Source organism: Bacillus cabrialesii (genome assembly GCF_004124315.2).
GTDB classification, from domain to species: Bacteria; Bacillota; Bacilli; order Bacillales; family Bacillaceae; genus Bacillus; species Bacillus cabrialesii.
The window spans coordinates 2359865-2382436 of record NZ_CP096889.1 but is presented as its reverse complement, the minus strand read 5'-3'; the positions used below and the strand labels follow the sequence as shown (position 1 = coordinate 2382436).

Below are 22572 nucleotides of genomic sequence, written 5' to 3'. Positions count from 1 at the left end.
TTCTGTCAGACAAGAATCATTTACCAGTATAAATCGAACATACTTTCGCATATAATAGAAAAACGAACATAAGTTCTTTTTTAGAGGTGTGTATGATGAAAGAAAAAGTGATTTTTCTCGTTGACATGCAATCGTTTTATGCATCTGTAGAGAAAGCGGAAAATCCACATTTGAAAAATAGGCCCGTTATTGTTTCGGGTGACCCTGAAAGAAGGGGCGGTGTCGTATTGGCTGCCTGCCCGCTGGCGAAACAAAAGGGTATCGCGAACGCCTCTCGGCTGTGGGAGGCGCAGGAAAAGTGCCCTGAAGCTGTTGTGCTCCGGCCCCGTATGCAGCGGTATATTGATGTATCACTGCAAATTACGGCCATTTTAGAGGAATATACAGACCTTGTAGAACCGTATTCCATCGATGAGCAGTTCATGGACATTACAGGCAGCCAGAAGCTGTTTGGGACGCCGGAGGAGATCGCGAAAAGCATTCAGGGCAGAATCATGCGGGAGATCGGCGTTTATGCGCGGGTCGGAATCGGTCCTAATAAAGCGCTGGCCAAAATCGCGTGCGACAATTTTGCCAAAAAGAATAAGAACGGTATTTTTACCTTAACGAAAGAAAATATGAAAACCGAAATGTGGCCGCTCCCGGTGGGCAGCATGTTTGGCGTCGGGAGCCGCATGAAGCATCATTTAAACCGTATGGGCATCAGCACGATCGGCGGGCTCGCGGCTTTTCCGCTCGATCTTTTAAAAAGGAAATGGGGCATTAACGGCCACGTGCTGTGGATGACGGCGAACGGGATCGACTATTCTCCCGTATCAACTTCATCTCTGGACGGGCAAAAAGCGATCGGCCATGGAATGACTCTCCCGAGAGACTACGAACACTTTGACAAAGAAATCAAAGTCGTGCTGTTGGAGCTGAGTGAAGAAGTGTGCAGGCGAAGCCGAAACGCCGGAGTCATGGGGCAAACGGTGTCCGTGAGCTGCAGAGGGGCTGATTTTGATTGGCCGACGGGCTTCAACCGGCAAGTGAAGCTGGCGGAGCCGACGAATTCTACACAGGATGTATATGAGGCTGTATGCGGGCTGTTTCTTAGATTTTGGGACGGAAAGCCTGTCCGCCGCCTCGGGGTCAATCTGTCTCAGCTCTCATCTGATGACATATGGCAGCTTAATTTATTTCAGGATTATGCAAAAAAAATGAGCCTCGGTTATGTGATGGACGGCATTAAAAACCGGTTCGGCGACACAGCAATCATCAGGGCGGCGTCACTGACAGCAGCAGGCCAGGCATTTGAACGTGCGGCTAAAATAGGAGGGCACTATAAATGAATGACCATTTAAAAAGAGGCAACCTGCTGTGGGAAGGAAGCAGGATGTTTCTGCCGGAACATAAACAAAGCCTGCTTGAGAGAAAGCGTCATAAACAGAAGCTGCAAAAGCCGATTCTTGATCCTGATAAGCTGGAGGAAATGAATCAAACGCTTTGCACCGCGATGGAATTTGCTCAGGATATCACTGTCAGCTGCTTTCAGAACGGTGAAATTGTCCGCTGCACCGGGAAAATCTGCCGGTATGAAGAGTTTGAAAAAACAGTATGGGTAAAAGGAGACGAAGATCAGCTTTATAAGCTGAAACTTGATCAGGTGCTTGATATTGTGCTGTAAAGTCTCTCCCTCCTGCACAGGAGGGAGAATATGTGTAAAAATATCAAACATTGTTCCCTCGGCAATCTGCAAACGTATGATACAGGAAAGAAGGCATTTACAATTCCAGTCAGGCAAAATATAATTTTTATATTGTGAGAAAAAAAGAGCTGACATTCGTTTTGCCAGACGGAGGGAGATCAAATCGTAATGGATATTCGAACAATCACGTCTTCAGATTATGAAATGGTGACGTCTGTAATGAATGAATGGTGGGGCGGCAGACAGCTGAAAGAAAAATTGCCGAGATTATTTTTTGAGCATTTTCAGGACACAAGCTTTATCACATCTGAACATAACAGCATGACTGGATTTTTAATCGGATTTCAATCGCAATCGGATCCTGAAACGGCATACATCCATTTTTCCGGTGTGCATCCAGATTTCAGAAAAATGCAAATTGGAAAACAATTATACGATGTCTTTATTGAGACAGTAAAACAAAGGGGCTGCACCCGGGTCAAGTGCGTCACTTCACCTGTGAATAAGGTATCAATTGCGTATCACACCAAATTGGGCTTTGACATTGAAAAGGGCACCAAAACGGTAAATGGCATCTCAGTGTTTGCAAACTACGATGGCCCGGGCCAAGACAGGGTACTGTTTGTCAAAAACATATGAGGGGGAAATATGATGAATTTTTTATCAAAAACAACTGAGCCTCCTTACTACGCGGTTATTTTTTCTTCTGTCAAAAGCGAAAATGACACAGGATACGGAGAAACAGCGGAGCGGATGGTATCGCTTGCGGCGGGGCAGCCTGGATTTTTAGGTGTCGAAAGCGTGCGTGAAGCGGATGGAAGAGGCATAACGGTTTCCTACTGGGACAGTATGGACGCAATTAACAACTGGAGGCATCACACTGAACATCAAGCGGCAAAAGAAAAAGGAAAAAGCGTTTGGTACGCGTCGTATGCAGTCCGCGTCGCAAAAGTCGAAAGACAGCGGCTGTTTGCAGGAGAAAACGAATGATAGAATTTCTTCAGCATAAGGAAGACATCACAGCGCGTGAGATTATTGCCGTACAGCAGCCCGCCTACATAAAGGAAGCGGAGCTTATCGGTTTTGACGGTATCCCCGCCTTACAAGAGAAGGCGAAGGATATTCGAGCATCTCATGAACGGTTTGCGGGATATCGGAAAAACTGCAAACTGATCGGTGTCATTTCATACGAGAAAAACATGCATCATCTAACGATTTGCAGGCTTGTTGTGCATCCCGACGGTTTTAGAAAAGGGATTGGACGAGCACTTCTGCAATTTGCCATTGATCAGAACGAAGACGCTCAGAAAATTGAAGCAGTCACAGCCGAGAATAATACACCCGCAGTGTCGCTCTATACACAGCTGGGATTTCAAAAGGCAGAAACCGTCAAAGCAGCGGAGGGCTTATTGCTGTCGGTCTTTCATTTGTATCCGAAACGAGAAGTGAAAGTCGTTCTCTACAACGAAAAATGGGCGGAACTTTTCAATGAAGAAAAAGAACGGCTGAAGCTTGTGTTCGGACCGGAGATCAGCGCTGTTCATCATATCGGAAGCACCTCGATACCAAACATGGCGGCAAAGCCAATCATTGACATTTTAATTGAAGCAAGAAGTATTGAAGCTGTGAACCGATATGATTCAAAAATGAAGGCAATCGGCTATACACCGAAAGGAGAAAACGGCATAGCGGGCAGGCGTTATTTCCAAAAGGGCGGAAATAAACGCACTCATCATGTCCATATGTACGAAAAAGGAAACCCTGCTATTGAAAGGCACCTATTATTCAGAGATTATCTTAGAGCCCATCCAAAAATAGCGGAGGAATACGCCATTCTCAAAAAACGGCTGGCAATTCAGCATCCGGACAGCATCAATCAGTACATACAAGGGAAAGATGATTGGATCAAGACTGCAGAAGAACATGCGAAGCGGTGGAAAGAAGGCAGAAACAATGCGAATGGAAGCGTTGTATGCTACAATAGCGAAAATGATGAAAACGGGGGTCTCACCTTATGAACATACATGTGACAGATGCAGCAAAACAGGCACTGCAGCAGGCGTTTGACGCCAACCCGGAAAAAAAAGCCCAGCTCCGTTACGATGCAGAGGGATGCGGCTGCGCGGTAAGCGGTGTACCGACAATCTGGTTAGCAGAAGAATTAACGGGACAGTGCGAGCAGCTGGAAACGAACGGAATCCCGCTGTATATCCAATCGTCACAAAAAGTGTTTTTTGACGATCAAATGACGATCGATTACAATGAAAAAGCCAAAACGCTGGCGCTAAAAAGCCCGGCTGAAATGCTCAGCCCCAGAATGAGCATATTAGTAAAGTAGGGAGACACGAAACGTGGAACAAAAGCTGAAGTCAATGAAGAACACAGCACAGAATAAAACGTGGGTATCCTTCCTGAATCAAAACCATCCTTATACCTTGCTTCACTGGTCGATTGGAGGAGCAGAATCCGTCAAGAAAGACGTTTGGCTATTGCAGGATGAAATGACATTCGAAACGCAGGAGTTTACAACGATAGATCTTGCGATTGAATGGATCAGAGAAAATATGGATGGCATTACCGACGTTTTATGAAATGGAAAAGCGAAAGAGCTGAAGAGGCCTTTCGCTTTTTTATTCTGTTGAATCCTTTATTTTATCTAAAAACTCCTGCACCGTTTTTCGGTACATGTCCCGGTTTTTTGTATACGACATGGCATGTTCTCCGTTCTCGGCAATATACAGCGCCTTCGGTCCGGGTTTCTTTTCATACAACCGTTCGGTTGAAGAAACCGGAATATAGTCATCATCCTTACTGTGAATAAAGAGGACCGGTTTTTCAATTTTATCAATGACAGCAAGCGGAGAAACTTCGCGTGCGCGATAGCCGCCCCTCAGCTTTAAAAAGAAGTCGGTGATGGGGAGCAGAGGCCAAGCAGGGAGCCTGTATTCCGCTTTCAGCCGATAGGCAAGCTGTTCATCAAAACGTGCGAATGGGCAATCGGCAATATAAAAATCAGCGCCATCATCACAGTGTTCACCAGCGTAAAGCAGGGCAGTTGCAGCTCCCATTGATTCGCCGTGAATTCCGATCAATCCGCGATGATCTGTTTTGTTCTTGACCCAGCTGACAACCTCGCTGAGATCATCCTTTTCATAAAACCCGTAGCTAGTCGTCTTTCCGCCGCTTTGCCCGTGCCGGCGATGGTCATAAACAATCACATTCCAGCCAAGATCAAGAAATAAATGCATATATTTAAGAGAATTCAGCACATTCATCGTCACCCCATGGCAGATGATGATGGTGTTTGAGGTGTCATGCGGCGCGACATAATAGCCTTTTATATCATAGCCGTAAGCGGATGGAACGGCAAAAGGGATTTTTTCCATTTGTTCAAATGATTCAAACACATCATGTCCGTCGTCCGTCTCTCTTTTCATAATGTCTTCATCCGTTTTTTTCTTGATGAACATAATGATATTTGAAAACATCATTCCGATTGCGGTTACAGCGGCTAAGAGAGCGCCAATGGCCAAAAGGATTTTCTTCAAAAGTCACAGCACCTTTCAACTAAATATAGGAAATTTATACTCGGAATCATTATACCAAACACTGCTGCGCTGTCCGAAAAAGTTCTCACAAGAGAGTCCGCTTGTTCAGTCTGCATGCTCCGTGATAAACTGGCTTCAAAACAAACACGGGGGAAGCGTACATGAAAAAACAAAAATCCGCTGACAAACACCAGTTAAAAGATGACCTTCAATCAGACATCAAAGCAAAGCTTATGGAGATGAAGAGCCAATTGAAGGAAGAGGACGAAAAGAGGCAGGAAAGAGAAAAAGCAGAACAAATCAGAAAGAAAAAAGAGATCGAAAAAAACAAAAGCTTTGAAGAACTCTTTAATGAAAGCCAAATGGATTGGCACAAATATAAATAAACCAGCACCCGTAAAGGTGCTGGTTTTTCTGTTATGAGCGGTGAGCCTCGTAAATGTCCTGTTTCGTATGAGATTGGAGCGCTTTGATTTCTTCTTCGTGTAAACGCCGCGCGTTTGCAGCCTTAACATTTTCCCGTAACTGCTCAATCTTACTGGCGCCTGTAATCACTGATGCGACAGCCGGCTGTGCTAATAGATACTGCAGCGACTTTTCCGTCATAGAAAGATCGGAAGCAATGTCCTCCATTGCCTTGCGGGCATTTGTCAGTTCTTCGAACGAATAGGACAAGTATCCGTTCTGTTTGATGCTGTCCGCTGCTTGATCAAGGGGTTTTTCAGTTAAGAGCCCTTTGGCAACAGGACCTCTGGCAACAACGCTGATTTGATGTTCTTCTAAGAGCGGAAGCCATTCCTCAGGACGTCGGTCAAACAGGCTGAATTGCATCATAATACTGACGATATTTGATTTTTTCACATATTCTTTGATCACATTCGGGCGGATGGAAGAAATGCCATAATAACGGATGACACCTTCTTGTTTTAATTCCTCAAACGCTTCGATCGTTTCCTCAATGTGGTCCTCTATCGTGCCGCCGTGAAGCTGATAGAGATCGATATAATCAGTTTTCAGCCGCGTAAGGCTCTTTTTGACGGCTTCTTTTATGTAAGCTTTTGAAGGATCCCAATACCAGCTATCGTTTTCAACATTCCAGCGGTTTCCCGCTTTCGTTGCCAAAATAATGTCTTGGCGTCTGTGTTGAATCGCATCACCGACGATTTCTTCGTTCCGTCCGCGATCGTACAAATCCGCTGTGTCCAAATAGTTGATGCCAAGCTCGATCGCTTCATCCAGAATGGACAATGCTTTGTTTTTTTCAGTTCCAAGAGACATACAGCCGAGTCCGACTTCGCTTATTTCTAAATCGGATGTACCCAGTTTGCGCTTTCTCATGTGCACACTCCTTTTTTAGGCTTTGTATTGACCGTAATATAAAGGAGCTAAACTTTCAACTTTTACGGCTTGGAGATCCAATCTTTCACATATTGGAATGTGCGTCCATACTCCTTTAATTTCACCCGAATCTCCCAAGCCTTTCCGACTAAGACAACACCTTTTGGCATGCGGTGCACTTTCACGAAGAAGCCCCCTTTTCTCTAGTATGATAAAATGTATGGGGCATGATATAGAGACAGAACGGGAGATGAAGAAATGAAGTCATTAGAAGAAAAAACAATTGCCAAAGAACAAATCTTTTCAGGTAAAGTCATTGATCTTTATGTAGAGGACGTTGAGCTGCCAAACGGAAAAACGAGTAAACGTGAAATTGTGAAGCATCCTGGCGCTGTAGCCATATTAGCTATCACTGATGAAGGGAAAATCATCATGGTGAAACAATTCCGTAAGCCGCTTGAGCGGACGATCGTTGAAATTCCGGCCGGAAAGCTAGAAAAAGGAGAAAAGCCGGAGTACACGGCGCTTCGGGAGCTTGAAGAGGAAACGGGGTATACAGCGAAAAAACTAACAAAAATCACTGCATTTTATACATCGCCCGGCTTTGCGGATGAAATTGTTCACGTATTCCTTGCTGAAGAGCTATCTATACTCGAAGAAAAACGGGAGCTTGATGAGGACGAGTTTGTTGAAGTGATGGAGGTGACGCTTGAAGATGCGCTGAAGCTGGTTGAATCCCGCGAAGTATATGATGCTAAAACAGCCTTTGCGATTCAGTATCTTCAGCTGAAAGAAGCGCTCCAAGCGCAAAAATGAAAAAGATTTACGCGGATTTGCACATTCATATCGGCCGGACCTTTACAGGAAGGGCTGTCAAAATCACAGGGGCCAAAACACTGACACTGGACCGGATTTTGGTTGAAGCCAGTGAACATAAAGGAATTGAACTTCTAGGCATTATCGACTGTCATTCTCCCGAAGTCATTTTAGAGCTTGAGGAAGGCCTTTCATCTGGGAAATATCGCGAGCTTGACGGCGGGGGGATTCGTTACCGCAGCACGACACTTTTATTGGGAAGCGAGCTGGAGATTTATGATGAAGCCTGCAGCGGGCCGATCCATGTGCTTGTGTTTATGCCGACGCTGGCTGAAATGAAGCAGTTTTCAAACTGGCTGTCAGCGAGGCTGAAAAATATTCATTTAAGCTCGCAGCGGATATATGAAACGGGCTTGAATCTGCAAAAAAAAGTAAAGGAAATGGGCGGGCTGTTTATCCCCGCTCACATCTTTACACCGCATAAAAGCCTATATGGAAAAGGGGTTAAATCAAGCCTAACCGAGGTTTTTGATCCCGCTATGATAGATGCGGTTGAACTTGGGTTAAGCTGTGATACAGACATGGCTTCACATGTATCTGAATTGAATCAGTATACTTTTTTAACAAATTCTGATGCGCATTCGTTAGGGAAAATCGGCAGAGAATATAATGAACTATATGTGCAGTCAGTTGATTTTACTGAATTTGTTCTTGCATTAAGGGGACAAGGTGACAGAAAAATTATCGCGAATTATGGCTTGGACCCGCTATTGGGGAAATATTATCAGACGGCTTGCGAAGCGTGTGGAGAACCTGCTGTGAACGGGGAAACGGCGTGCGCGAAGTGCGGAAATTCCAGGTTTACCAAGGGAGTCAGCGAAAGATTGCGTGAATTGAGTGATCAGGCTGAAGTTCGCGTCTCGCGTCCGCGGTATGTTCATCAGATCCCGCTGCAATTTGTTCCGGGTGTCGGTCCGAAAACGCTGGACAAACTAAAAAAAGCCTTCGGAACAGAAATGGCTGTTCTTCATGAGGCTGCAGAAGAAGATTTGGCTCGCGTTGTCCCGCCGAAAACCGCGGCGCTTATTGTAAAAGCGAGATCCGGAAAGCTGGAATTGAAAGCCGGAGGAGGAGGAACCTACGGGAAAATTAAACCGTGAGTTAAGGATTAACTCAATTCCTCCTGTACTTTTCTTTTTGTCCGGATAAAGGTGATCAGCTGGATGATTTCATCTTCACTCAGCGGCTTGCCATCAACAGAAATGTGGAAGTCAAGGCTGCTCCACGTGGCCAATTCAATGGTCTGAGGGGCAGTCTGCTTTTGTTTCTCGCGGCCCAAAAGTTCATCGCAGGTTGTGTCAAAGAGGTCAGCCAGCATGGCAAGCGCCTCAAGTGAAGGCCGGCGGTAGCCAGACTCGTAGCCGGCATATGTGCTTTTTGCGATACCCAGAAGGTCTGCTGTATATTGAAGCGACCAATTTTTCTTTTTTCTCAATTCAGTTAAACGATCTAGATTCATGAACTTCCGCTCCTTTTTCACCTTGAGCTGATTATATCATATAGGTATTAGGAAGTGTACGCGAATTGAATAATAATCTCTTGCGTATTTTATTTTCCGTGTCTATAATTGCATTAAAAGTATGCGAAAAGCGAATACCTTCTCGCAACCCATCTTTAGATACAGTGAAGAGGTGCATGGTATGAAAAAATTATTGATGTTGACAACTGGAGGAACGATCGCTTCAGTTGAAGGGGAAAATGGGCTGGCTCCCGGGGTTAAGGCTGATGAATTATTAAGTTACGTATCAAAACTTGATAACGATTACACGATGGAAACTCAGTCGCTTATGAATATAGACAGCACCAATATGCAGCCTGAATACTGGGTGGAAATAGCGGAAGCCGTTAAGGAAAATTATGATGCCTATGACGGATTTGTTATTACACACGGTACGGATACAATGGCCTATACATCTGCCGCACTATCGTATATGCTGCAGCATGCCAAAAAGCCGATTGTCATCACCGGCTCGCAGATCCCGATCACGTTCCAAAAAACCGATGCCAAAAAAAATATCACAGACGCCATTCGCTTTGCTTGTGAAGGTGTGGGCGGCGTTTATGTAGTGTTTGACGGCAGAGTTATTCAAGGAACGCGTGCGATCAAATTAAGAACGAAAAGCTACGACGCATTTGAAAGCATCAATTACCCATATATCGCTTTTATCAACGAAGACGGGATCGAATACAACAAACAAGTAACGGAACCTGAGAACGACACTTTCACAGTCGACACTTCACTATGCACAGATGTATGTCTGCTGAAGCTGCATCCGGGTTTAAAGCCTGAAATGCTTGATGCCCTCAAAAGCATGTACAAAGGAGTTGTCATTGAGAGTTATGGCAGCGGAGGCGTGCCATTTGAAGGCAGAGACATTTTGTCAAAAGTGAATGAGCTGATCGAAAGCGGCATTGTTGTCGTGATCACAACTCAATGTCTGGAAGAAGGCGAAGACATGAGCATTTACGAGGTCGGCCGCAGAGTCAACCAAGACTTAATTATCCGATCCAGAAATATGAACACAGAAGCAATCGTGCCAAAATTGATGTGGGCACTCGGCCAGTCTTCGGATCTTCCTGTCGTCAAGAGAATTATGGAAACGCCGATTGCTGATGACGTTGTTCTGTAAAATGTCAGAAACGATGACCAACAAAGAGAAAGTAGGTTAAAGATTATGTTAAACGGCCAAAAAGAATACCGCGTGGAAAAAGACTTCCTTGGAGAAAAACAAATTGAAGCAGATGTTTATTACGGAATTCAGACGCTCCGTGCTTCTGAAAACTTCCCGATTACGGGCTACAAGATCCATGAAGAAATGATTAACGCGCTGGCGATTGTAAAAAAAGCTGCGGCTCTTGCCAACATGGACGTGAAACGGCTGTATGAAGGAATTGGCCAAGCTATCGTACAAGCCGCTGATGAGATTCTGGAAGGCAAATGGCACGATCAGTTTATCGTCGATCCGATTCAGGGCGGTGCCGGAACTTCTATGAACATGAATGCGAATGAGGTTATCGGTAACCGGGCGCTTGAAATCATGGGACATAAAAAGGGAGATTATATCCATTTAAGCCCAAACACACATGTGAATATGTCACAGTCGACAAACGATGTGTTCCCGACCGCGATTCATATTTCCACATTGAATCTCTTGGAAAAACTGCTGAAAACAATGGAAGACATGCATAGTGTGTTCAAACAAAAAGCGCAGGAATTTGATTCTGTTATAAAAATGGGACGGACACACCTTCAAGACGCTGTTCCGATTCGTCTTGGCCAGGAATTCGAAGCGTACAGCCGTGTTCTGGAGCGTGATATCAAACGGATCAAGCAATCACGCCAGCACCTGTATGAAGTCAACATGGGCGCAACTGCTGTCGGTACAGGCCTGAACGCAGATCCTGAATATATCAAACAGGTTGTGAAGCACCTTGCTGATATCAGCGGCCTTCCACTTGTCGGCGCTGACCATCTTGTCGATGCCACACAAAATACAGATGCCTATACAGAGGTATCAGCTTCATTAAAAGTCTGCATGATGAATATGTCGAAGATCGCCAACGACCTTCGCTTAATGGCATCAGGACCGCGCGCCGGACTTGCGGAAATTTCCCTGCCTGCGCGTCAGCCGGGATCATCTATTATGCCGGGGAAAGTCAATCCTGTTATGGCGGAGCTGATCAACCAAATTGCGTTCCAGGTTATCGGAAACGACAATACAATCTGTCTTGCTTCTGAAGCCGGCCAGCTTGAATTGAACGTCATGGAACCAGTGCTTGTCTTTAACTTGCTTCAATCCATCAGCATCATGAACAACGGCTTCCGTTCGTTCACTGACAACTGCTTAAAAGGCATTGAAGCCAACGAAAAGCGTATGAAGCAATACGTAGAAAAAAGCGCAGGCGTGATTACAGCGGTCAATCCGCATCTTGGATATGAAGCGGCTGCCCGAATCGCCCGGGAAGCGATTATGACAGGCCAATCAGTCCGTGATCTTTGCCTGCAGCATGATGTGCTGACAGAAGAAGAATTGGATATTATTTTAAATCCATATGAGATGACAAAACCAGGGATTGCAGGGAAAGAACTATTAGAAAAATAAAATTTGAACAAAAAACAGCTTATTCATCTCCGAAAAGTCGGATGAATAAGCTGTTTACAACATAGGGATGAGGAAGTATAGTATACGTGTTGCACTATTTATTGAAAGCGTTTTAGCTTTTTACATGAAGGGGGACTTCTTATGAAGGATGTAAGACTGCCAACACTATTCGAAATTATTATTGTACTAGGATCATTTTTAGCACTTGTCATGTCGTTTACAGTCTTTTTAGACTTGCCGATACAGCTCGCGCTCTTCATCTCCTGGTTTATTGCAATGATTCTCGGAATCAGACTCGGTTATTCTTATAAAGATATGCAAAATGCGATACTGCATGGAATATCAAACGGTCTTGAAGCTGTTCTGATTCTCGTTTCAGTCGGGGCGCTCATTGGAACATGGATCGCAGGAGGCGTTGTGCCGACACTGATTTATTACGGATTAGAATTTATTCACCCTAGTATCTTTTTACTGGCAACATTGATTATTTGTTCAATCATGTCTGTGGCAACAGGAACATCATGGGGAACAGTCGGAACTGCCGGCATCGCCATGATCGCAATTGGAGAAGGATTAGGGATTCCGCTTCCTCTTGTAGCGGGAGCTATCCTTTCAGGCGCATATTTCGGGGACAAGCTTTCTCCTCTGTCTGACAGTACAGTTTTGGCTTCCTCACTATCAAAAGTCGATGTATTGGATCACGTGAGAGCAATGCTTTATTTATCAATACCCGCATATGTGATTACGGCTATTTTATTTACTATTACCGGCTTTATGTACGGCGGGAAAAATATTGATCTTGATAAAGTTGAATTCTTGAAATCATCTTTACAAAATACGTTTGATATTCATATTTGGATGCTGATTCCGGCTGTTGTTGTCATTGTCTTATTAGCGATGAAAAAGCCGTCTATGCCGGTTATCGTGATCGGTGCTTTGCTTGGCGCAATCTGGGCTGCTGTTTTTCAAGGCATGAATATTGCCGATGCGATTGCTACAGCGTACAACGGGTTTTCTATTAAAACAGATGTTGAATTTTTGAACGGCTTGTTAAACCGCGGCGGAATTGTCGGAATGCTCAGTTCCCTTGTCGTGATTATATTTGGTCTTGGTTTTGGCGGCCTGCTTGAGAAACTCGGCGTGCTGAAAGTCATCGTCTCTATGTTTGAAAAGAAATTAACATCTGCAGGCAATGTTACTTTATCGACGCTGATTGTAGCGTTTTTAGCGAACATCTTCGGCTGTGCGATGTATGTATCTCTTATTTTGACGCCGAAGATTATGGAAGACAGCTATGATCGTTTACATCTGGACAGAAGAGTGCTATCACGTAACTCAGAGGTCGGGGGAACATTAACCTCAGGTATGGTTCCTTGGTCTGATAACGGTATTTATATGGCGGGGATTCTAGGAGTTTCTACCTTCTCTTATCTGCCGTTTATGTGGCTCAGTTTTGTTGCGATAGGTCTTGCCATTATCTATGGTTATACAGGAAAATTTATATGGTACACGAAAAACAATATAGGTAAAGCCGAAAAACTAGGCTAATAGGGGAGGATCACTGAATGATAGCGAAACACATGATTCGGACACTGATGATCGAAACGCCGTCCGTTCCCGGGAATCTTGGAAGGGTGGCTACGGCAATCGGCCTTCTGGGCGGGGATATTGGTGAAGTGGAGACGGTAAAAGTCGGACCCAATTACACAATGCGGAATATTACCGTTCAAGTGGAGAATGAAGAACAGCTTCAGGAAGTGATCATGGCTGTACAAGCCCTGGGAGAAGGGATCAGGCTTCACACTGTGTCTGATGAAGTCCTGTCCGCACATGAAGGCGGAAAAATCCAAATGAAAAGCAAAATGCCGATCCGCTCGCTTGCAGAGCTCGGGCGTGTCTATACACCAGGTGTTGCAGATGTGTGCAGGCTGATCGAAAAAGAACCTGAAAAAGCGTCTATCTATACAACGATCAGCAATTCTGTCGCGATTGTAACGGATGGTACGGCTATTCTCGGTCTTGGGAATATTGGTTCTGTCGCAGGCATGCCTGTCATGGAAGGAAAGGCTGCTCTGTTTGACCAGCTGGCGGGGATCAGCGGCATTCCGATATTGCTTGATACGAGTGATCCTGAAGAAATTATCAAAACGGTAAAGCATATTTCTCCGGGTTTTAACGGCATTCTGCTTGAGGATATCGGCTCTCCGCATTGCTTTGAAATCGAGGACCGCCTAAAAGAGGAGCTGAACATCCCTGTTATGCACGATGATCAGCATGGTACAGCTGTTGTGACGCTGGCAGCTGCCATCTCGGCATGCAGAAGTGCGGGTGTTGACCTGAAAGAAGCGAAAGTCGGGCAAATCGGACTGGGCGCAGCAGGCGTTGCCATCTGCCGGATGTTTATGGCTTATGGGGTGAAAGCTGTTTACGGAACAGACAAATCAGAGGCAGCAATGAGCCGGCTCGAACAATATGGCGGACAGGCAGTGGCCAGCATTGAGGAGCTCATGGAAACATGTGATATTGTCATAGCCACAACGGGCGTTCCGGGATTAATTAAACCGGCATTTGTACGTTCTGGCCAGGTGATTTTGGCTTTATCGAATCCGAAGCCGGAAATTGAGCCGGAGGCCGCTCTGCAGGCCGGCGCAGCATATGCAGCAGACGGACGTTCTGTTAATAATGTGCTCGGCTTCCCCGGTATTTTCAGAGGAGCGCTCAACGCAAAAAGCAAGGAGATCAATCATGATATGCTTGTGGCAGCAGCAGAGGCTATCGCAGCCTGCACAAAACCAGGTGATGTAGTCCCTCAGCCGCTTGATTCAAAAGTCCATCATGAGGTAGCGGCTGCGGTCGAGCACGCGGCTCTTACAGCAGTTAAATAAATGAAGTCAAACAGCACCTGTTTATGCCAGGTGCTGTTTTTTTTCTCATCATATGATGATCTTTGCTATAATTGCTGTGAATCATAAAGGGAGTGATCAGCATGGCAAAAAGCCGAGCGAGAAAGAAGCGGGAGCATCTGCTCAGAAACGGCGGACGTGACGTTTTATTATCAAGAGGAAGTTCACCATCATTCAGCACACATGAAAGAATGACAAAAAGAAAAATAGAGATTTTGAATAAAAGAAAGTATAAGAATCCTTATGATCATACGGCATTTGATGATAAGGATTTTTTTGTGTCCGCAAAAGCCGCCTAGTATCCTTCTCTATCGTTTCTTTTTGAAAAAGGGCATGTTTTTCCGTTTCTTTCATACAATCTATTAAATCAAATCACTAGAACGGGCGGGAGGAAACGGTATGCGAAAAATCTCTTATAAAGACATGTTTCTCGGACATGTCAAAGATCATCTCTCTCTTTATATATTTGTATCCGTGCTGTTTTTCATGGGTGTCATCTTTGGCGCGATCATTGTCAACAGCATGACCATCAGCCAGAAAGAAGATTTATATTACTATTTAAGCCAATTTTTCGGACAGCTTTCGGATGGAAAACAAGCAAGTGCATCGGATATGTTTGGGCAAAGTATCTTTCATAATGCAAAATATTTAGGGCTGATGTGGATATTGGGGATTTCCGTCATTGGCATGCCGATTATTTTTATCATGATCTTTCTGAAAGGCATCGTCGTCGGCTTTACTGTCGGGTTTCTTGTCAATCAGATGGGGATCAGCGGTTTTTTCTTATCATTTGTCTCCGTTTTGCCGCAAAATGTGCTGCTGATTCCGGCTTATCTTATAATGGGCACGTGTGCGATTGCGTTTTCTTTAAAGTTAATCAGGCAGCTGTTCGTGAAACGAAGCCTGCATGACGCTCCGATTCAGTGGTTCGGGAGGTATGCCTTTGTGCTTCTGGTCATTCTGTTTTTAGCGCTGATCTCATCTCTCTTTGAAGCATATTTATCTCCAGTTTTAATGGAAAAGCTTACATCTAGACTTTTTTAAAATTATTATTAAAAGAAAAACATTTTATTTATCAGTTTATAATAATTATAGTTGGAACTCTACGCGTATTTTGTTATAATGAGTCATGGAATGCGGCGTAGGAGGGAAAGACATGGAAAACCGTATTGATCGAATTAAGAAACAGCTGCACTCATCCAGCTACAAACTTACGCCTCAGCGTGAAGCGACAGTAAGAGTGCTGCTTGAAAACGAAGAAGACCATTTAAGCGCAGAAGATGTATACCTCCTCGTAAAAGAGAAATCTCCTGAGATCGGTCTCGCAACAGTATACCGTACGCTTGAATTATTAACTGAATTAAAAGTCGTTGATAAAATTAACTTTGGAGACGGCGTATCCCGTTACGACCTTCGGAAAGAGGGCGCAGCTCACTTTCATCACCACTTGGTGTGCATGGAGTGCGGAGCCGTTGATGAAATTGAAGAAGATTTGCTTGAAGACGTGGAAGAAATCATTGAACGTGATTGGAAATTTAAGATTAAAGATCATAGATTGACGTTTCACGGCATTTGCCACCGCTGTAACGGAAAAGAAACTGAATAAGACGGTGCCGAGCGCGAACCTTTTCTCATGGGGAAAGGTTTTTTTGCTGTTTCTATGTATAAAACCTTTCTGATTTGGCATATGGTTTAAATAACTGGAACCATAGGGAAAGGATCGATTAGGACATGGGAAGATTCGTGAAAACAGCTCTCGATGCATTGAAAGTTTTCATCCTGTTTACCGGTTTTACCGCTCTGTTCTATTATGCTATGATATGGGTGAATCAAGAGTATGAAAACTATCATCGGTACGATAAACCGGAAGGCTCCGCTGTAAAAGTAGTTGAAATGGATCAGGATGAAAAAGGCGGATGGTTCGACCGGTTGATCTTTTTTTACCAAAACGGGGAGTAGATCAAGAGTGAAAGATCAAATAAAGGATTTCATCCACTACGTCATGGTAGAGAGAGGGCTTTCCCAAAACACGGTGGTATCCTATGAACGTGACTTGAAAAGCTATTCTCTCTATATAACAGAAACCCTTCACGTTACAGATTGGAATCACGTAACCCGCATACATATTATCCAATATTTAAAGCACTTGAAGGACTCTGGGAAATCCGGAAAGACATCAGCGCGGCATTTGGCATCCATTCGCTCTTTTCACCAATTTCTGCTCAGGGAAAAGGTGACGGACAAGGACCCTTCCGTCCATATCGAAACACAAAAAACCGAACGGGCGCTTCCGAAGGTGCTCGCGCTCAATGAGGTCGAGCGATTATTGGACACGCCTAAGCTGACGAGCCCATTCGGATATCGGGATAAAGCGATGCTGGAGCTGCTTTATGCGACAGGCATACGAGTCAGTGAAATGATTGAATTGAAAACGGCTGATGTTCATTTATCCATGGGTTTTGTCCGCTGCTTCGGAAAAGGAAGAAAAGAACGGATTGTGCCAATCGGCGAAGCCGCCGCTTCCGCTATTGAGGAATATATCACAAAAGCCAGGGGGAAACTGCTGAAGAACAATGTGTCTGACGCGCTCTTTTTAAATCATCACGGCAAACAGATCAGCCGCCAGGGATTTTGGAAAAACCTGAAGAAAATCGCGCTGGAAGCCGGGATCAAAAAAGAGCTGACCCCGCATACGCTCAGGCATTCCTTTGCGACGCATCTGCTTGAGAACGGGGCTGATTTAAGAGCGGTGCAGGAAATGCTCGGCCATGCGGATATATCCACGACACAAATTTATACGCATGTGACGAAAACAAGGCTGAAGGATGTGTACAAGCAGTTTCATCCGCGCGCCTAGCCGCAGGTGGCTGCGGCTTTTTTGTTTAGAGCGACAGAAAATATTGAAGTTTCTCATTATTTCTGAATGCATTGTCAACGGGAATGAAAACGGTTTATACTTGAGTTGTCAGACCTCTTAGCGATACAATAGACGTATAGAAAAAAAGGAGGCTTTCAAGATGCCTGCATACAAATATAATCGAGTGTTTTTAATTGTGATGGACTCAGTCGGAATCGGCGAAGCGCCGGATGCCGCTGACTTTAATGACGAAGGCGCCAACACGCTTGGGCATATAGCTGAGCATATGAATGGATTACATATGCCGAATATGGCAAAACTCGGTCTTGGTCTCATCGGAGATATCAAAGGTGTAGAGAAAACAGAACATCCGCTTGCGTATTATGGAAAAATGCAAGAAGCGTCAAACGGCAAAGATACCATGACCGGCCATTGGGAGATCATGGGCTTGTATATTGATAAACCGTTTAAAGTGTTTCCGGAAGGTTTTCCTGATGAACTGCTTCAGGAGCTTGAAAAGAGATCTGGACGCAAAATTATCGGAAACAAGCCTGCTTCCGGCACAGCGATTTTGGATGAACTGGGCCAAGAGCACATGGAGACAGAGGCTTTAATTGTATACACATCTGCCGACTCTGTTCTGCAAATTGCCGCTCACGAAGAGGTTGTGCCGCTTGAAGAGCTGTACCGCATTTGCGAAACGGCAAGAGAGCTGACGCTTGATCCGAAGTATATGGTAGGCCGCATTATCGCACGGCCGTTCGTCGGAGAGCCTGGACAATTCAAGCGGACGCCAAACCGCCATGACTATGCGCTTAAACCGTTTGACCGCACTGTCATGAATGAATTGAAAGACAGCGGCTTAGATGTGATCTCCATCGGAAAAATCTCAGATATTTATGATGGAGAAGGCATTACTTCTTCACGGAGAACGGTTTCTAATATGGACGGAATGGACAAGGTGATTGATACGCTGGGAGAAGACTTTACGGGTCTGAGCTTTGCGAACCTTGTTGATTTTGACGCCTTATTCGGACACCGCCGTGACCCTGAAGGCTACGGACGCGCGCTTGAAGAATTTGATGCGCGGCTTCCGGAAGTGTTTGAGAAAATGCAGGAAGACGATCTGTTAATCATTACAGCCGACCACGGAAATGATCCGATTCATCATGGAACCGACCATACACGCGAGTATGTGCCGCTTCTCGCTTACAGCAAAAAACATAAGAAAGCGCAAATGCTGCCGCTTGCAGATACATTTGCCGATATCGGCGCAACGATCGCTGATAATTTCCAAACGAAAAAACCGAAATACGGGAAAAGCTTTTTATCTTTATTACAATAGGGGGACTGTTTCTTGAAAGACAGAATCGAACGCGCAGCCGCTTTTATTAAGCAAAACCTGCCGGAATCTCCAAAGATCGGCCTTATTCTGGGCTCAGGTCTTGGTATTTTGGCGGACGAAATCGAAAATCCGGTTAAGCTGAGATATGAAGACATACCTGAATTCCCGGTATCGACTGTTGAAGGACATGCGGGACAGCTTGTGCTTGGCACACTTGAAGGAGTTTCCGTCATTGCGATGCAGGGCCGTTTTCATTTTTATGAAGGCTATTCAATGGAGAAAGTCACTTTCCCTGTACGCGTGATGAAAGCGCTCGGCGTAGAAGCATTGATCGTGACAAATGCCGCTGGCGGTGTCAACACTGAATTCCGTGCGGGAGACTTAATGATTATTACCGATCATATCAACTTTATGGGAACAAATCCGTTAATCGGGCCAAATGAAGCCGATTTCGGCGCCAGATTTCCAGATATGTCGTCAGCGTATGACAAAGACCTTTCCAGCCTGGCTGAAAAGCTTGCGAAAAACCTTAACATTCCAATTCAAAAAGGCGTGTATACCGGTGTGACAGGACCATCTTACGAAACACCGGCGGAAGTCCGTTTCTTAAGAACAATGGGCTCTGACGCAGTCGGCATGTCTACTGTACCGGAAGTCATTGTGGCGAATCATGCAGGAATGCGTGTCCTTGGCATTTCCTGCATCTCTAACGCGGCAGCCGGCATTCTGGATCAGCCTTTAAGTCACGATGAAGTAATGGAAGTGACCGAAAAAGTAAAAGCGGGATTCTTGCAGCTTGTAAAAGCGGTCGTCGCTCAGTACGAATAAAAATTGAATCATAGCAAGAGCAAAAGACAGCTGTGTCTATTGGACGCAGCTGTCTTTTTTTATGCCGAAAAAAGATACGAAACATTTTCCATCAGTGGCGTATAAAACCATCCTGCTTGGAAAAAATAAAAAAGATTATGAAATGGAGGGCTTTTGAGATGAAACGTCTTTTATCCACTTTGTTGATTGGTATAATGCTGCTTACATTTGCACCGTCTGCATTTGCAAAACAAGACGGAAAAGGCACATCGGAGCTTGCTCATGAAGCGAAGTCTGCGGTGCTGATAGAACGTGACACAGGAAAAGTGCTTTACAACAAGAACAGCAATGAGAGACTGGCGCCTGCAAGCATGACGAAAATTATGACGATGCTTTTAATTATGGAAGCTTTAGATGAAGGCAAAATCAAAATGAGTGATAAGGTTCGTACAAGCGAGCATGCCGCTTCAATGGGCGGTTCACAGATATTTCTTGAGCCCGGCGAGGAAATGACTGTCAAAGAAATGCTGAAAGGCATCGCAATCGCATCGGGAAACGACGCTTCCGTAGCGATGTCTGAATTCATTTCCGGCTCTGAAGAAGAATTTGTGAAGAAAATGAACAAAAAAGCAAAAGAGCTCGGCTTAAAAAACACATCCTTCAAAAACCCGACCGGACTGACCGAGGAAGGGCATTACAGCTCTGCTTATGACATGGCCATCATGGCTAAGGAATTATTGAAATACGAATCCATCACGAAGTTTACCGGCACATATGAAGATTATCTGCGCGAAAATACAGATAAAAAGTTTTGGCTGGTGAATACGAATCGGCTTATCAAATTTTATCCCGGCGTAGACGGCGTAAAAACAGGCTATACAGGTGAAGCGAAATATTGTCTGACAGCTTCGGCTAAAAAAGGAAACATGCGGGCCATCGCGGTTGTGTTCGGAGCGAGCACACCTAAAGAAAGAAACGCGCAAGTGACAAAGATGCTTGATTTCGCCTTTAGTCAATATGAAACGCATCCTTTATTTAAACGAAATGAAACAGTGGCAAAAGTAAAGGTCAAAAAAGGAAAACAAACATTTGTTGAACTGACTACTTCTGAGCCGATTTCAATCTTGACGAAAAAAGGCGAGGATATGAAAAATGTGAAAAAAGAAATCAAAATGAATGACAATGTAAGCGCTCCGATTCAAAAAGGCCAAGAGCTTGGCACACTCGTTTTGAAAAAGGATGGAGAAGTGCTCGCTGAAAGTCCCGTGGCTGCTAAAGAAGATATGAAGAAAGCCGGGTTCTTAACATTCTTGAAGCGGACGATGGGAGACTGGACAAAATTTAAGTAATTATGCCGAATGATCACTAGTTTTGTCACGGTGAAGGAATTCATTCCGTCGAAATCGAAACACTCATTATCCGATCATATCAAGGAGGAATGAGCATGAGCCTTGGAATTGACATGCATGTCAAAGAATCTGTGCTTTGTATTCGATTAACAGGCGAACTCGATCACCATACGGCTGAAACCTTGAAACAAAAAGTGACTCAATCTTTGGAAAAGGATGATATCCGCCATATTGTGCTGAACCTGGAGGACCTTTCCTTTATGGACAGCTCGGGGCTTGGTGTCATATTAGGAAGATACAAGCAAATTAAGCAAATTGGCGGGGAAATGGTCGTTTGCGCTATCTCTCCTGCGGTGAAGCGGCTGTTTGATATGTCGGGTCTGTTTAAAATTATCCGATTTGAACAATCAGAGCAGCAGGCGCTGCTGACGCTGGGGGTGGCATCATGAAAAATGAAATGCATCTTGAGTTTTCGGCCCTCAGCCAGAATGAATCGTTCGCCCGTGTGACAGTCGCTTCATTTATTGCTCAGCTTGATCCGACAATGGACGAACTGACCGAAATCAAAACAGTCGTGTCAGAGGCTGTGACGAATGCCATCATCCATGGATATGAAGAGAATTGTGACGGAAAAGTTTACATTTCAGTGACGCTGGAAGATCATGTCGTATACATGACTATTCGCGATGAAGGCATGGGCATTACAGATCTAGAGGAAGCCCGCCAGCCATTATTCACGACGAAACCTGAGCTTGAGCGCTCCGGAATGGGCTTTACCATTATGGAGAATTTCATGGATGATGTCAGTATCGATTCATCACCGGAGATGGGAACGACGATTCGCTTAACAAAGCACTTATCAAAAAGCAAAGCGCTTTGTAATTAAGGAGATTTGTTATGGATGTGGAGGTTAAGAAAAACGGCAAGAACGCTCAGCTGAAGGATCATGAAGTAAAAGAATTAATCAAACAAAGCCAAAATGGCGACCAGCAGGCAAGAGACCTCCTCATAGAAAAAAACATGCGTCTTGTTTGGTCTGTCGTACAGCGGTTTTTAAACAGAGGATATGAGCCTGATGATCTTTTCCAGATCGGCTGCATCGGGCTGCTGAAATCTGTTGACAAATTTGATTTATCCTATGATGTGCGTTTTTCAACGTATGCGGTGCCGATGATTATCGGTGAAATCCAGCGTTTTATCCGTGACGATGGGACCGTAAAGGTGTCAAGGTCATTAAAAGAGCTCGGAAACAAAATCCGTCGCGCGAAGGATGAGCTTTCAAAAACACTGGGCAGAGTGCCGACGGTGCAGGAAATCGCCGACCATTTGGAGATTGAGGCAGAAGATGTCGTACTCGCCCAAGAGGCGGTAAGGGCACCGTCTTCGATTCACGAAACGGTTTATGAAAATGACGGAGATCCGATTACCCTGCTTGATCAAATCGCTGACAATTCAGAAGAGAAATGGTTTGACAAGATTGCGCTGAAAGAAGCGATCAGCGATTTGGAGGAAAGGGAAAAATTAATCGTCTATCTCAGATATTATAAAGACCAGACGCAATCCGAGGTTGCTGAGCGGCTTGGGATCTCTCAAGTTCAGGTTTCCAGGCTTGAAAAGAAAATATTAAAACAGATCAAGGTTCAAATGGATCATACGGATGGCTAGTCTGCAGTGCAGGCTGGCTTTTTTGTATGCAAAAGCGTGGTAATTTATGGTCTTTTCAAGCGGATGAATGAGAACAAAATCGAACCACATACTA

At 44.7% G+C, this 22572-nt stretch carries 28 protein-coding genes and 1 pseudogene; 25 read left to right on the top strand and 4 right to left on the bottom strand.

The genetic code is table 11. The features are described 5' to 3' along the window. The first annotated feature begins 92 nt into the window (after positions 1–92). The 7 genes and pseudogenes from EFK13_RS12035 to EFK13_RS12005 all read left to right on the top strand — a co-directional run bounded on the left by EFK13_RS12035 (position 93) and on the right by EFK13_RS12005 (position 4278). Positions 93–1331 carry a DNA polymerase IV gene (locus tag EFK13_RS12035; protein WP_129505242.1) on the top strand — a complete coding sequence of 413 codons (1239 nt, stop codon included), beginning with the start codon at positions 93–95 and terminating at the stop codon, positions 1329–1331. After that, positions 1328–1666: a YolD-like family protein gene (locus tag EFK13_RS12030; RefSeq protein WP_129505243.1), complete on the top strand. Its 339-nt coding sequence runs from the start codon at positions 1328–1330 to the stop codon at positions 1664–1666. Before EFK13_RS12035 ends, EFK13_RS12030 begins: the two co-directional genes overlap by 4 nt. 189 nt (positions 1667–1855) lie before the next feature. Then, positions 1856–2326: a GNAT family N-acetyltransferase gene (locus EFK13_RS12025; protein ID WP_040082714.1), complete on the top strand. Its 471-nt coding sequence runs from the start codon at positions 1856–1858 to the stop codon at positions 2324–2326. A gap of 9 nt (positions 2327–2335) precedes the next feature. Next, positions 2336–2696: pseudogene (locus EFK13_RS12020) on the top strand (antibiotic biosynthesis monooxygenase family protein). Next, entirely contained in the window at positions 2674–3705 is a 1032-nt protein-coding gene (locus EFK13_RS12015) for a bifunctional GNAT family N-acetyltransferase/GrpB family protein (protein ID WP_129505244.1), read from the top strand. Before EFK13_RS12020 ends, EFK13_RS12015 begins: the two are co-directional and overlap by 23 nt. Then, positions 3702–4025 (top strand): iron-sulfur cluster biosynthesis family protein, encoded by a 324-nt coding sequence (locus EFK13_RS12010; protein ID WP_129505245.1) that lies wholly within the window; start codon positions 3702–3704, stop codon positions 4023–4025. The genes EFK13_RS12015 and EFK13_RS12010 overlap by 4 nt, the downstream gene beginning before the upstream one ends. A gap of 13 nt (positions 4026–4038) precedes the next feature. After that, positions 4039–4278: a YqkC family protein gene (locus tag EFK13_RS12005; protein ID WP_075746591.1), complete on the top strand. Its 240-nt coding sequence runs from the start codon at positions 4039–4041 to the stop codon at positions 4276–4278. 39 nt (positions 4279–4317) lie between these two features. Here EFK13_RS12005 and EFK13_RS12000 read toward each other — a convergent pair whose 3' ends face one another. Beyond that, positions 4318–5235 carry an alpha/beta hydrolase gene (locus tag EFK13_RS12000; protein ID WP_129505246.1) on the bottom strand — a complete coding sequence of 306 codons (918 nt, stop codon included), beginning with the start codon at positions 5233–5235 and terminating at the stop codon, positions 4318–4320. 161 nt (positions 5236–5396) lie between these two features. Here EFK13_RS12000 and EFK13_RS11995 point away from each other — a divergent pair, with 161 nt between their 5' ends. Then, complete coding sequence (locus tag EFK13_RS11995) at positions 5397–5621, top strand: YqkE family protein (RefSeq protein WP_129505247.1); 225 nt, start codon at positions 5397–5399, stop codon at positions 5619–5621. 31 nt (positions 5622–5652) lie between these two features. Here the strand turns inward: EFK13_RS11995 and EFK13_RS11990 are convergent, their stop codons facing one another. Next, on the bottom strand, positions 5653–6573 hold the full coding sequence (locus EFK13_RS11990) for an aldo/keto reductase (protein WP_129505248.1): 921 nt from the start codon (positions 6571–6573) through the stop codon (positions 5653–5655). Positions 6574–6635: 62 nt separating this feature from the next. Further along, complete coding sequence (mciZ, locus tag EFK13_RS11985) at positions 6636–6758, bottom strand: Z-ring formation inhibitor MciZ (protein ID WP_129505249.1); 123 nt, start codon at positions 6756–6758, stop codon at positions 6636–6638. A 73-nt stretch (positions 6759–6831) separates the two neighbouring features. On the opposite strand from mciZ, the gene nudF reads away from it, so the two are divergent. Further along, positions 6832–7389: an ADP-ribose pyrophosphatase gene (gene nudF, locus EFK13_RS11980; RefSeq protein ID WP_129505250.1), complete on the top strand. Its 558-nt coding sequence runs from the start codon at positions 6832–6834 to the stop codon at positions 7387–7389. Further along, entirely contained in the window at positions 7386–8549 is a 1164-nt protein-coding gene (locus EFK13_RS11975) for a TIGR00375 family protein (RefSeq protein ID WP_129505251.1), read from the top strand. Before nudF ends, EFK13_RS11975 begins: the two co-directional genes overlap by 4 nt. Before the next feature lie 8 nt (positions 8550–8557). Here the strand turns inward: EFK13_RS11975 and ansR are convergent, their stop codons facing one another. Beyond that, positions 8558–8908, bottom strand: coding sequence for an HTH-type transcriptional regulator AnsR (gene ansR, locus EFK13_RS11970; protein WP_064815071.1), 351 nt, complete (start codon positions 8906–8908; stop codon positions 8558–8560). Between the two features lie 181 nt (positions 8909–9089). Here ansR and ansA point away from each other — a divergent pair, with 181 nt between their 5' ends. The 15 genes from ansA to sigF all read left to right on the top strand — a co-directional run bounded on the left by ansA (position 9090) and on the right by sigF (position 22478). After that, on the top strand, positions 9090–10079 hold the full coding sequence (gene ansA, locus EFK13_RS11965) for an asparaginase (RefSeq protein ID WP_129505252.1): 990 nt from the start codon (positions 9090–9092) through the stop codon (positions 10077–10079). Between the two features lie 45 nt (positions 10080–10124). Then, positions 10125–11552: an aspartate ammonia-lyase gene (gene aspA, locus EFK13_RS11960; protein ID WP_064815073.1), complete on the top strand. Its 1428-nt coding sequence runs from the start codon at positions 10125–10127 to the stop codon at positions 11550–11552. A 141-nt stretch (positions 11553–11693) separates the two neighbouring features. Next, positions 11694–13100, top strand: coding sequence for a malate-H+/Na+-lactate antiporter MleN (mleN, locus tag EFK13_RS11955; RefSeq protein WP_129505253.1), 1407 nt, complete (start codon positions 11694–11696; stop codon positions 13098–13100). Positions 13101–13117: 17 nt separating this feature from the next. Further along, positions 13118–14437, top strand: a complete 1320-nt coding sequence (locus tag EFK13_RS11950; RefSeq protein ID WP_129505254.1) for an NAD-dependent malic enzyme — start codon at positions 13118–13120, stop codon at positions 14435–14437. A 101-nt stretch (positions 14438–14538) separates the two neighbouring features. Next, complete coding sequence (locus tag EFK13_RS11945) at positions 14539–14754, top strand: hypothetical protein (RefSeq protein WP_129505255.1); 216 nt, start codon at positions 14539–14541, stop codon at positions 14752–14754. A 100-nt stretch (positions 14755–14854) separates the two neighbouring features. Further along, complete coding sequence (gene spoIIM / locus EFK13_RS11940) at positions 14855–15499, top strand: stage II sporulation protein M (protein WP_064815077.1); 645 nt, start codon at positions 14855–14857, stop codon at positions 15497–15499. A 112-nt stretch (positions 15500–15611) separates the two neighbouring features. After that, the gene (gene fur, locus EFK13_RS11935) at positions 15612–16061 is read left to right on the top strand and encodes a ferric iron uptake transcriptional regulator (RefSeq protein WP_003223972.1); all 450 of its coding nucleotides are present in this window, start codon (positions 15612–15614) and stop codon (positions 16059–16061) included. A 125-nt stretch (positions 16062–16186) separates the two neighbouring features. Beyond that, the gene (locus tag EFK13_RS11930; RefSeq protein ID WP_129505256.1) at positions 16187–16414 is read left to right on the top strand and encodes a YqzK family protein; all 228 of its coding nucleotides are present in this window, start codon (positions 16187–16189) and stop codon (positions 16412–16414) included. 7 nt (positions 16415–16421) lie between these two features. Continuing rightward, positions 16422–17312 carry a site-specific tyrosine recombinase XerD gene (gene xerD, locus EFK13_RS11925; protein ID WP_129505257.1) on the top strand — a complete coding sequence of 297 codons (891 nt, stop codon included), beginning with the start codon at positions 16422–16424 and terminating at the stop codon, positions 17310–17312. A gap of 160 nt (positions 17313–17472) precedes the next feature. Further along, positions 17473–18657 carry a phosphopentomutase gene (gene deoB / locus EFK13_RS11920; RefSeq protein ID WP_129505258.1) on the top strand — a complete coding sequence of 395 codons (1185 nt, stop codon included), beginning with the start codon at positions 17473–17475 and terminating at the stop codon, positions 18655–18657. Positions 18658–18669: 12 nt separating this feature from the next. Then, positions 18670–19485: a purine nucleoside phosphorylase I, inosine and guanosine-specific gene (locus EFK13_RS11915; RefSeq protein ID WP_129505259.1), complete on the top strand. Its 816-nt coding sequence runs from the start codon at positions 18670–18672 to the stop codon at positions 19483–19485. Positions 19486–19643: 158 nt separating this feature from the next. Continuing rightward, positions 19644–20813, top strand: a complete 1170-nt coding sequence (dacF, locus tag EFK13_RS11910; RefSeq protein WP_129505260.1) for a D-alanyl-D-alanine carboxypeptidase DacF — start codon at positions 19644–19646, stop codon at positions 20811–20813. 95 nt (positions 20814–20908) lie between these two features. Then, on the top strand, positions 20909–21262 hold the full coding sequence (spoIIAA, locus tag EFK13_RS11905; RefSeq protein WP_003223957.1) for an anti-sigma F factor antagonist: 354 nt from the start codon (positions 20909–20911) through the stop codon (positions 21260–21262). Next, positions 21259–21699 carry an anti-sigma F factor gene (gene spoIIAB, locus EFK13_RS11900; protein WP_064815082.1) on the top strand — a complete coding sequence of 147 codons (441 nt, stop codon included), beginning with the start codon at positions 21259–21261 and terminating at the stop codon, positions 21697–21699. Before spoIIAA ends, spoIIAB begins: the two co-directional genes overlap by 4 nt. Before the next feature lie 11 nt (positions 21700–21710). After that, complete coding sequence (sigF, locus tag EFK13_RS11895; protein WP_129505261.1) at positions 21711–22478, top strand: RNA polymerase sporulation sigma factor SigF; 768 nt, start codon at positions 21711–21713, stop codon at positions 22476–22478. The last annotated feature ends 94 nt before the right edge of the window (positions 22479–22572 follow it).

Excerpts from the sequence above, each read along its gene's own strand:
- EFK13_RS12035 (WP_129505242.1), top strand. The coding sequence starts at position 93 with ATGATGAAAGAAAAAGTGATTTTTCTCGTTGACATGCAATCGTTTTAT.
- EFK13_RS12030 (WP_129505243.1), top strand. The coding sequence starts at position 1,328 with ATGAATGACCATTTAAAAAGAGGCAACCTGCTGTGGGAAGGAAGCAGG.
- EFK13_RS12025 (WP_040082714.1), top strand. The coding sequence starts at position 1,856 with ATGGATATTCGAACAATCACGTCTTCAGATTATGAAATGGTGACGTCT.
- EFK13_RS12015 (WP_129505244.1), top strand. The coding sequence starts at position 2,674 with ATGATAGAATTTCTTCAGCATAAGGAAGACATCACAGCGCGTGAGATT.
- EFK13_RS12010 (WP_129505245.1), top strand. The coding sequence starts at position 3,702 with ATGAACATACATGTGACAGATGCAGCAAAACAGGCACTGCAGCAGGCG.
- EFK13_RS11995 (WP_129505247.1), top strand. The coding sequence starts at position 5,397 with ATGAAAAAACAAAAATCCGCTGACAAACACCAGTTAAAAGATGACCTT.
- EFK13_RS11990 (WP_129505248.1), bottom strand. The coding sequence starts at position 6,573 with ATGAGAAAGCGCAAACTGGGTACATCCGATTTAGAAATAAGCGAAGTC.
- nudF (WP_129505250.1), top strand. The coding sequence starts at position 6,832 with ATGAAGTCATTAGAAGAAAAAACAATTGCCAAAGAACAAATCTTTTCA.
- EFK13_RS11975 (WP_129505251.1), top strand. The coding sequence starts at position 7,386 with ATGAAAAAGATTTACGCGGATTTGCACATTCATATCGGCCGGACCTTT.
- ansR (WP_064815071.1), bottom strand. The coding sequence starts at position 8,908 with ATGAATCTAGATCGTTTAACTGAATTGAGAAAAAAGAAAAATTGGTCG.
- ansA (WP_129505252.1), top strand. The coding sequence starts at position 9,090 with ATGAAAAAATTATTGATGTTGACAACTGGAGGAACGATCGCTTCAGTT.
- aspA (WP_064815073.1), top strand. The coding sequence starts at position 10,125 with ATGTTAAACGGCCAAAAAGAATACCGCGTGGAAAAAGACTTCCTTGGA.
- mleN (WP_129505253.1), top strand. The coding sequence starts at position 11,694 with ATGAAGGATGTAAGACTGCCAACACTATTCGAAATTATTATTGTACTA.
- EFK13_RS11950 (WP_129505254.1), top strand. The coding sequence starts at position 13,118 with ATGATAGCGAAACACATGATTCGGACACTGATGATCGAAACGCCGTCC.
- EFK13_RS11945 (WP_129505255.1), top strand. The coding sequence starts at position 14,539 with ATGGCAAAAAGCCGAGCGAGAAAGAAGCGGGAGCATCTGCTCAGAAAC.
- spoIIM (WP_064815077.1), top strand. The coding sequence starts at position 14,855 with ATGCGAAAAATCTCTTATAAAGACATGTTTCTCGGACATGTCAAAGAT.
- fur (WP_003223972.1), top strand. The coding sequence starts at position 15,612 with ATGGAAAACCGTATTGATCGAATTAAGAAACAGCTGCACTCATCCAGC.
- EFK13_RS11930 (WP_129505256.1), top strand. The coding sequence starts at position 16,187 with ATGGGAAGATTCGTGAAAACAGCTCTCGATGCATTGAAAGTTTTCATC.
- deoB (WP_129505258.1), top strand. The coding sequence starts at position 17,473 with ATGCCTGCATACAAATATAATCGAGTGTTTTTAATTGTGATGGACTCA.
- dacF (WP_129505260.1), top strand. The coding sequence starts at position 19,644 with ATGAAACGTCTTTTATCCACTTTGTTGATTGGTATAATGCTGCTTACA.
- spoIIAA (WP_003223957.1), top strand. The coding sequence starts at position 20,909 with ATGAGCCTTGGAATTGACATGCATGTCAAAGAATCTGTGCTTTGTATT.
- spoIIAB (WP_064815082.1), top strand. The coding sequence starts at position 21,259 with ATGAAAAATGAAATGCATCTTGAGTTTTCGGCCCTCAGCCAGAATGAA.
- sigF (WP_129505261.1), top strand. The coding sequence starts at position 21,711 with ATGGATGTGGAGGTTAAGAAAAACGGCAAGAACGCTCAGCTGAAGGAT.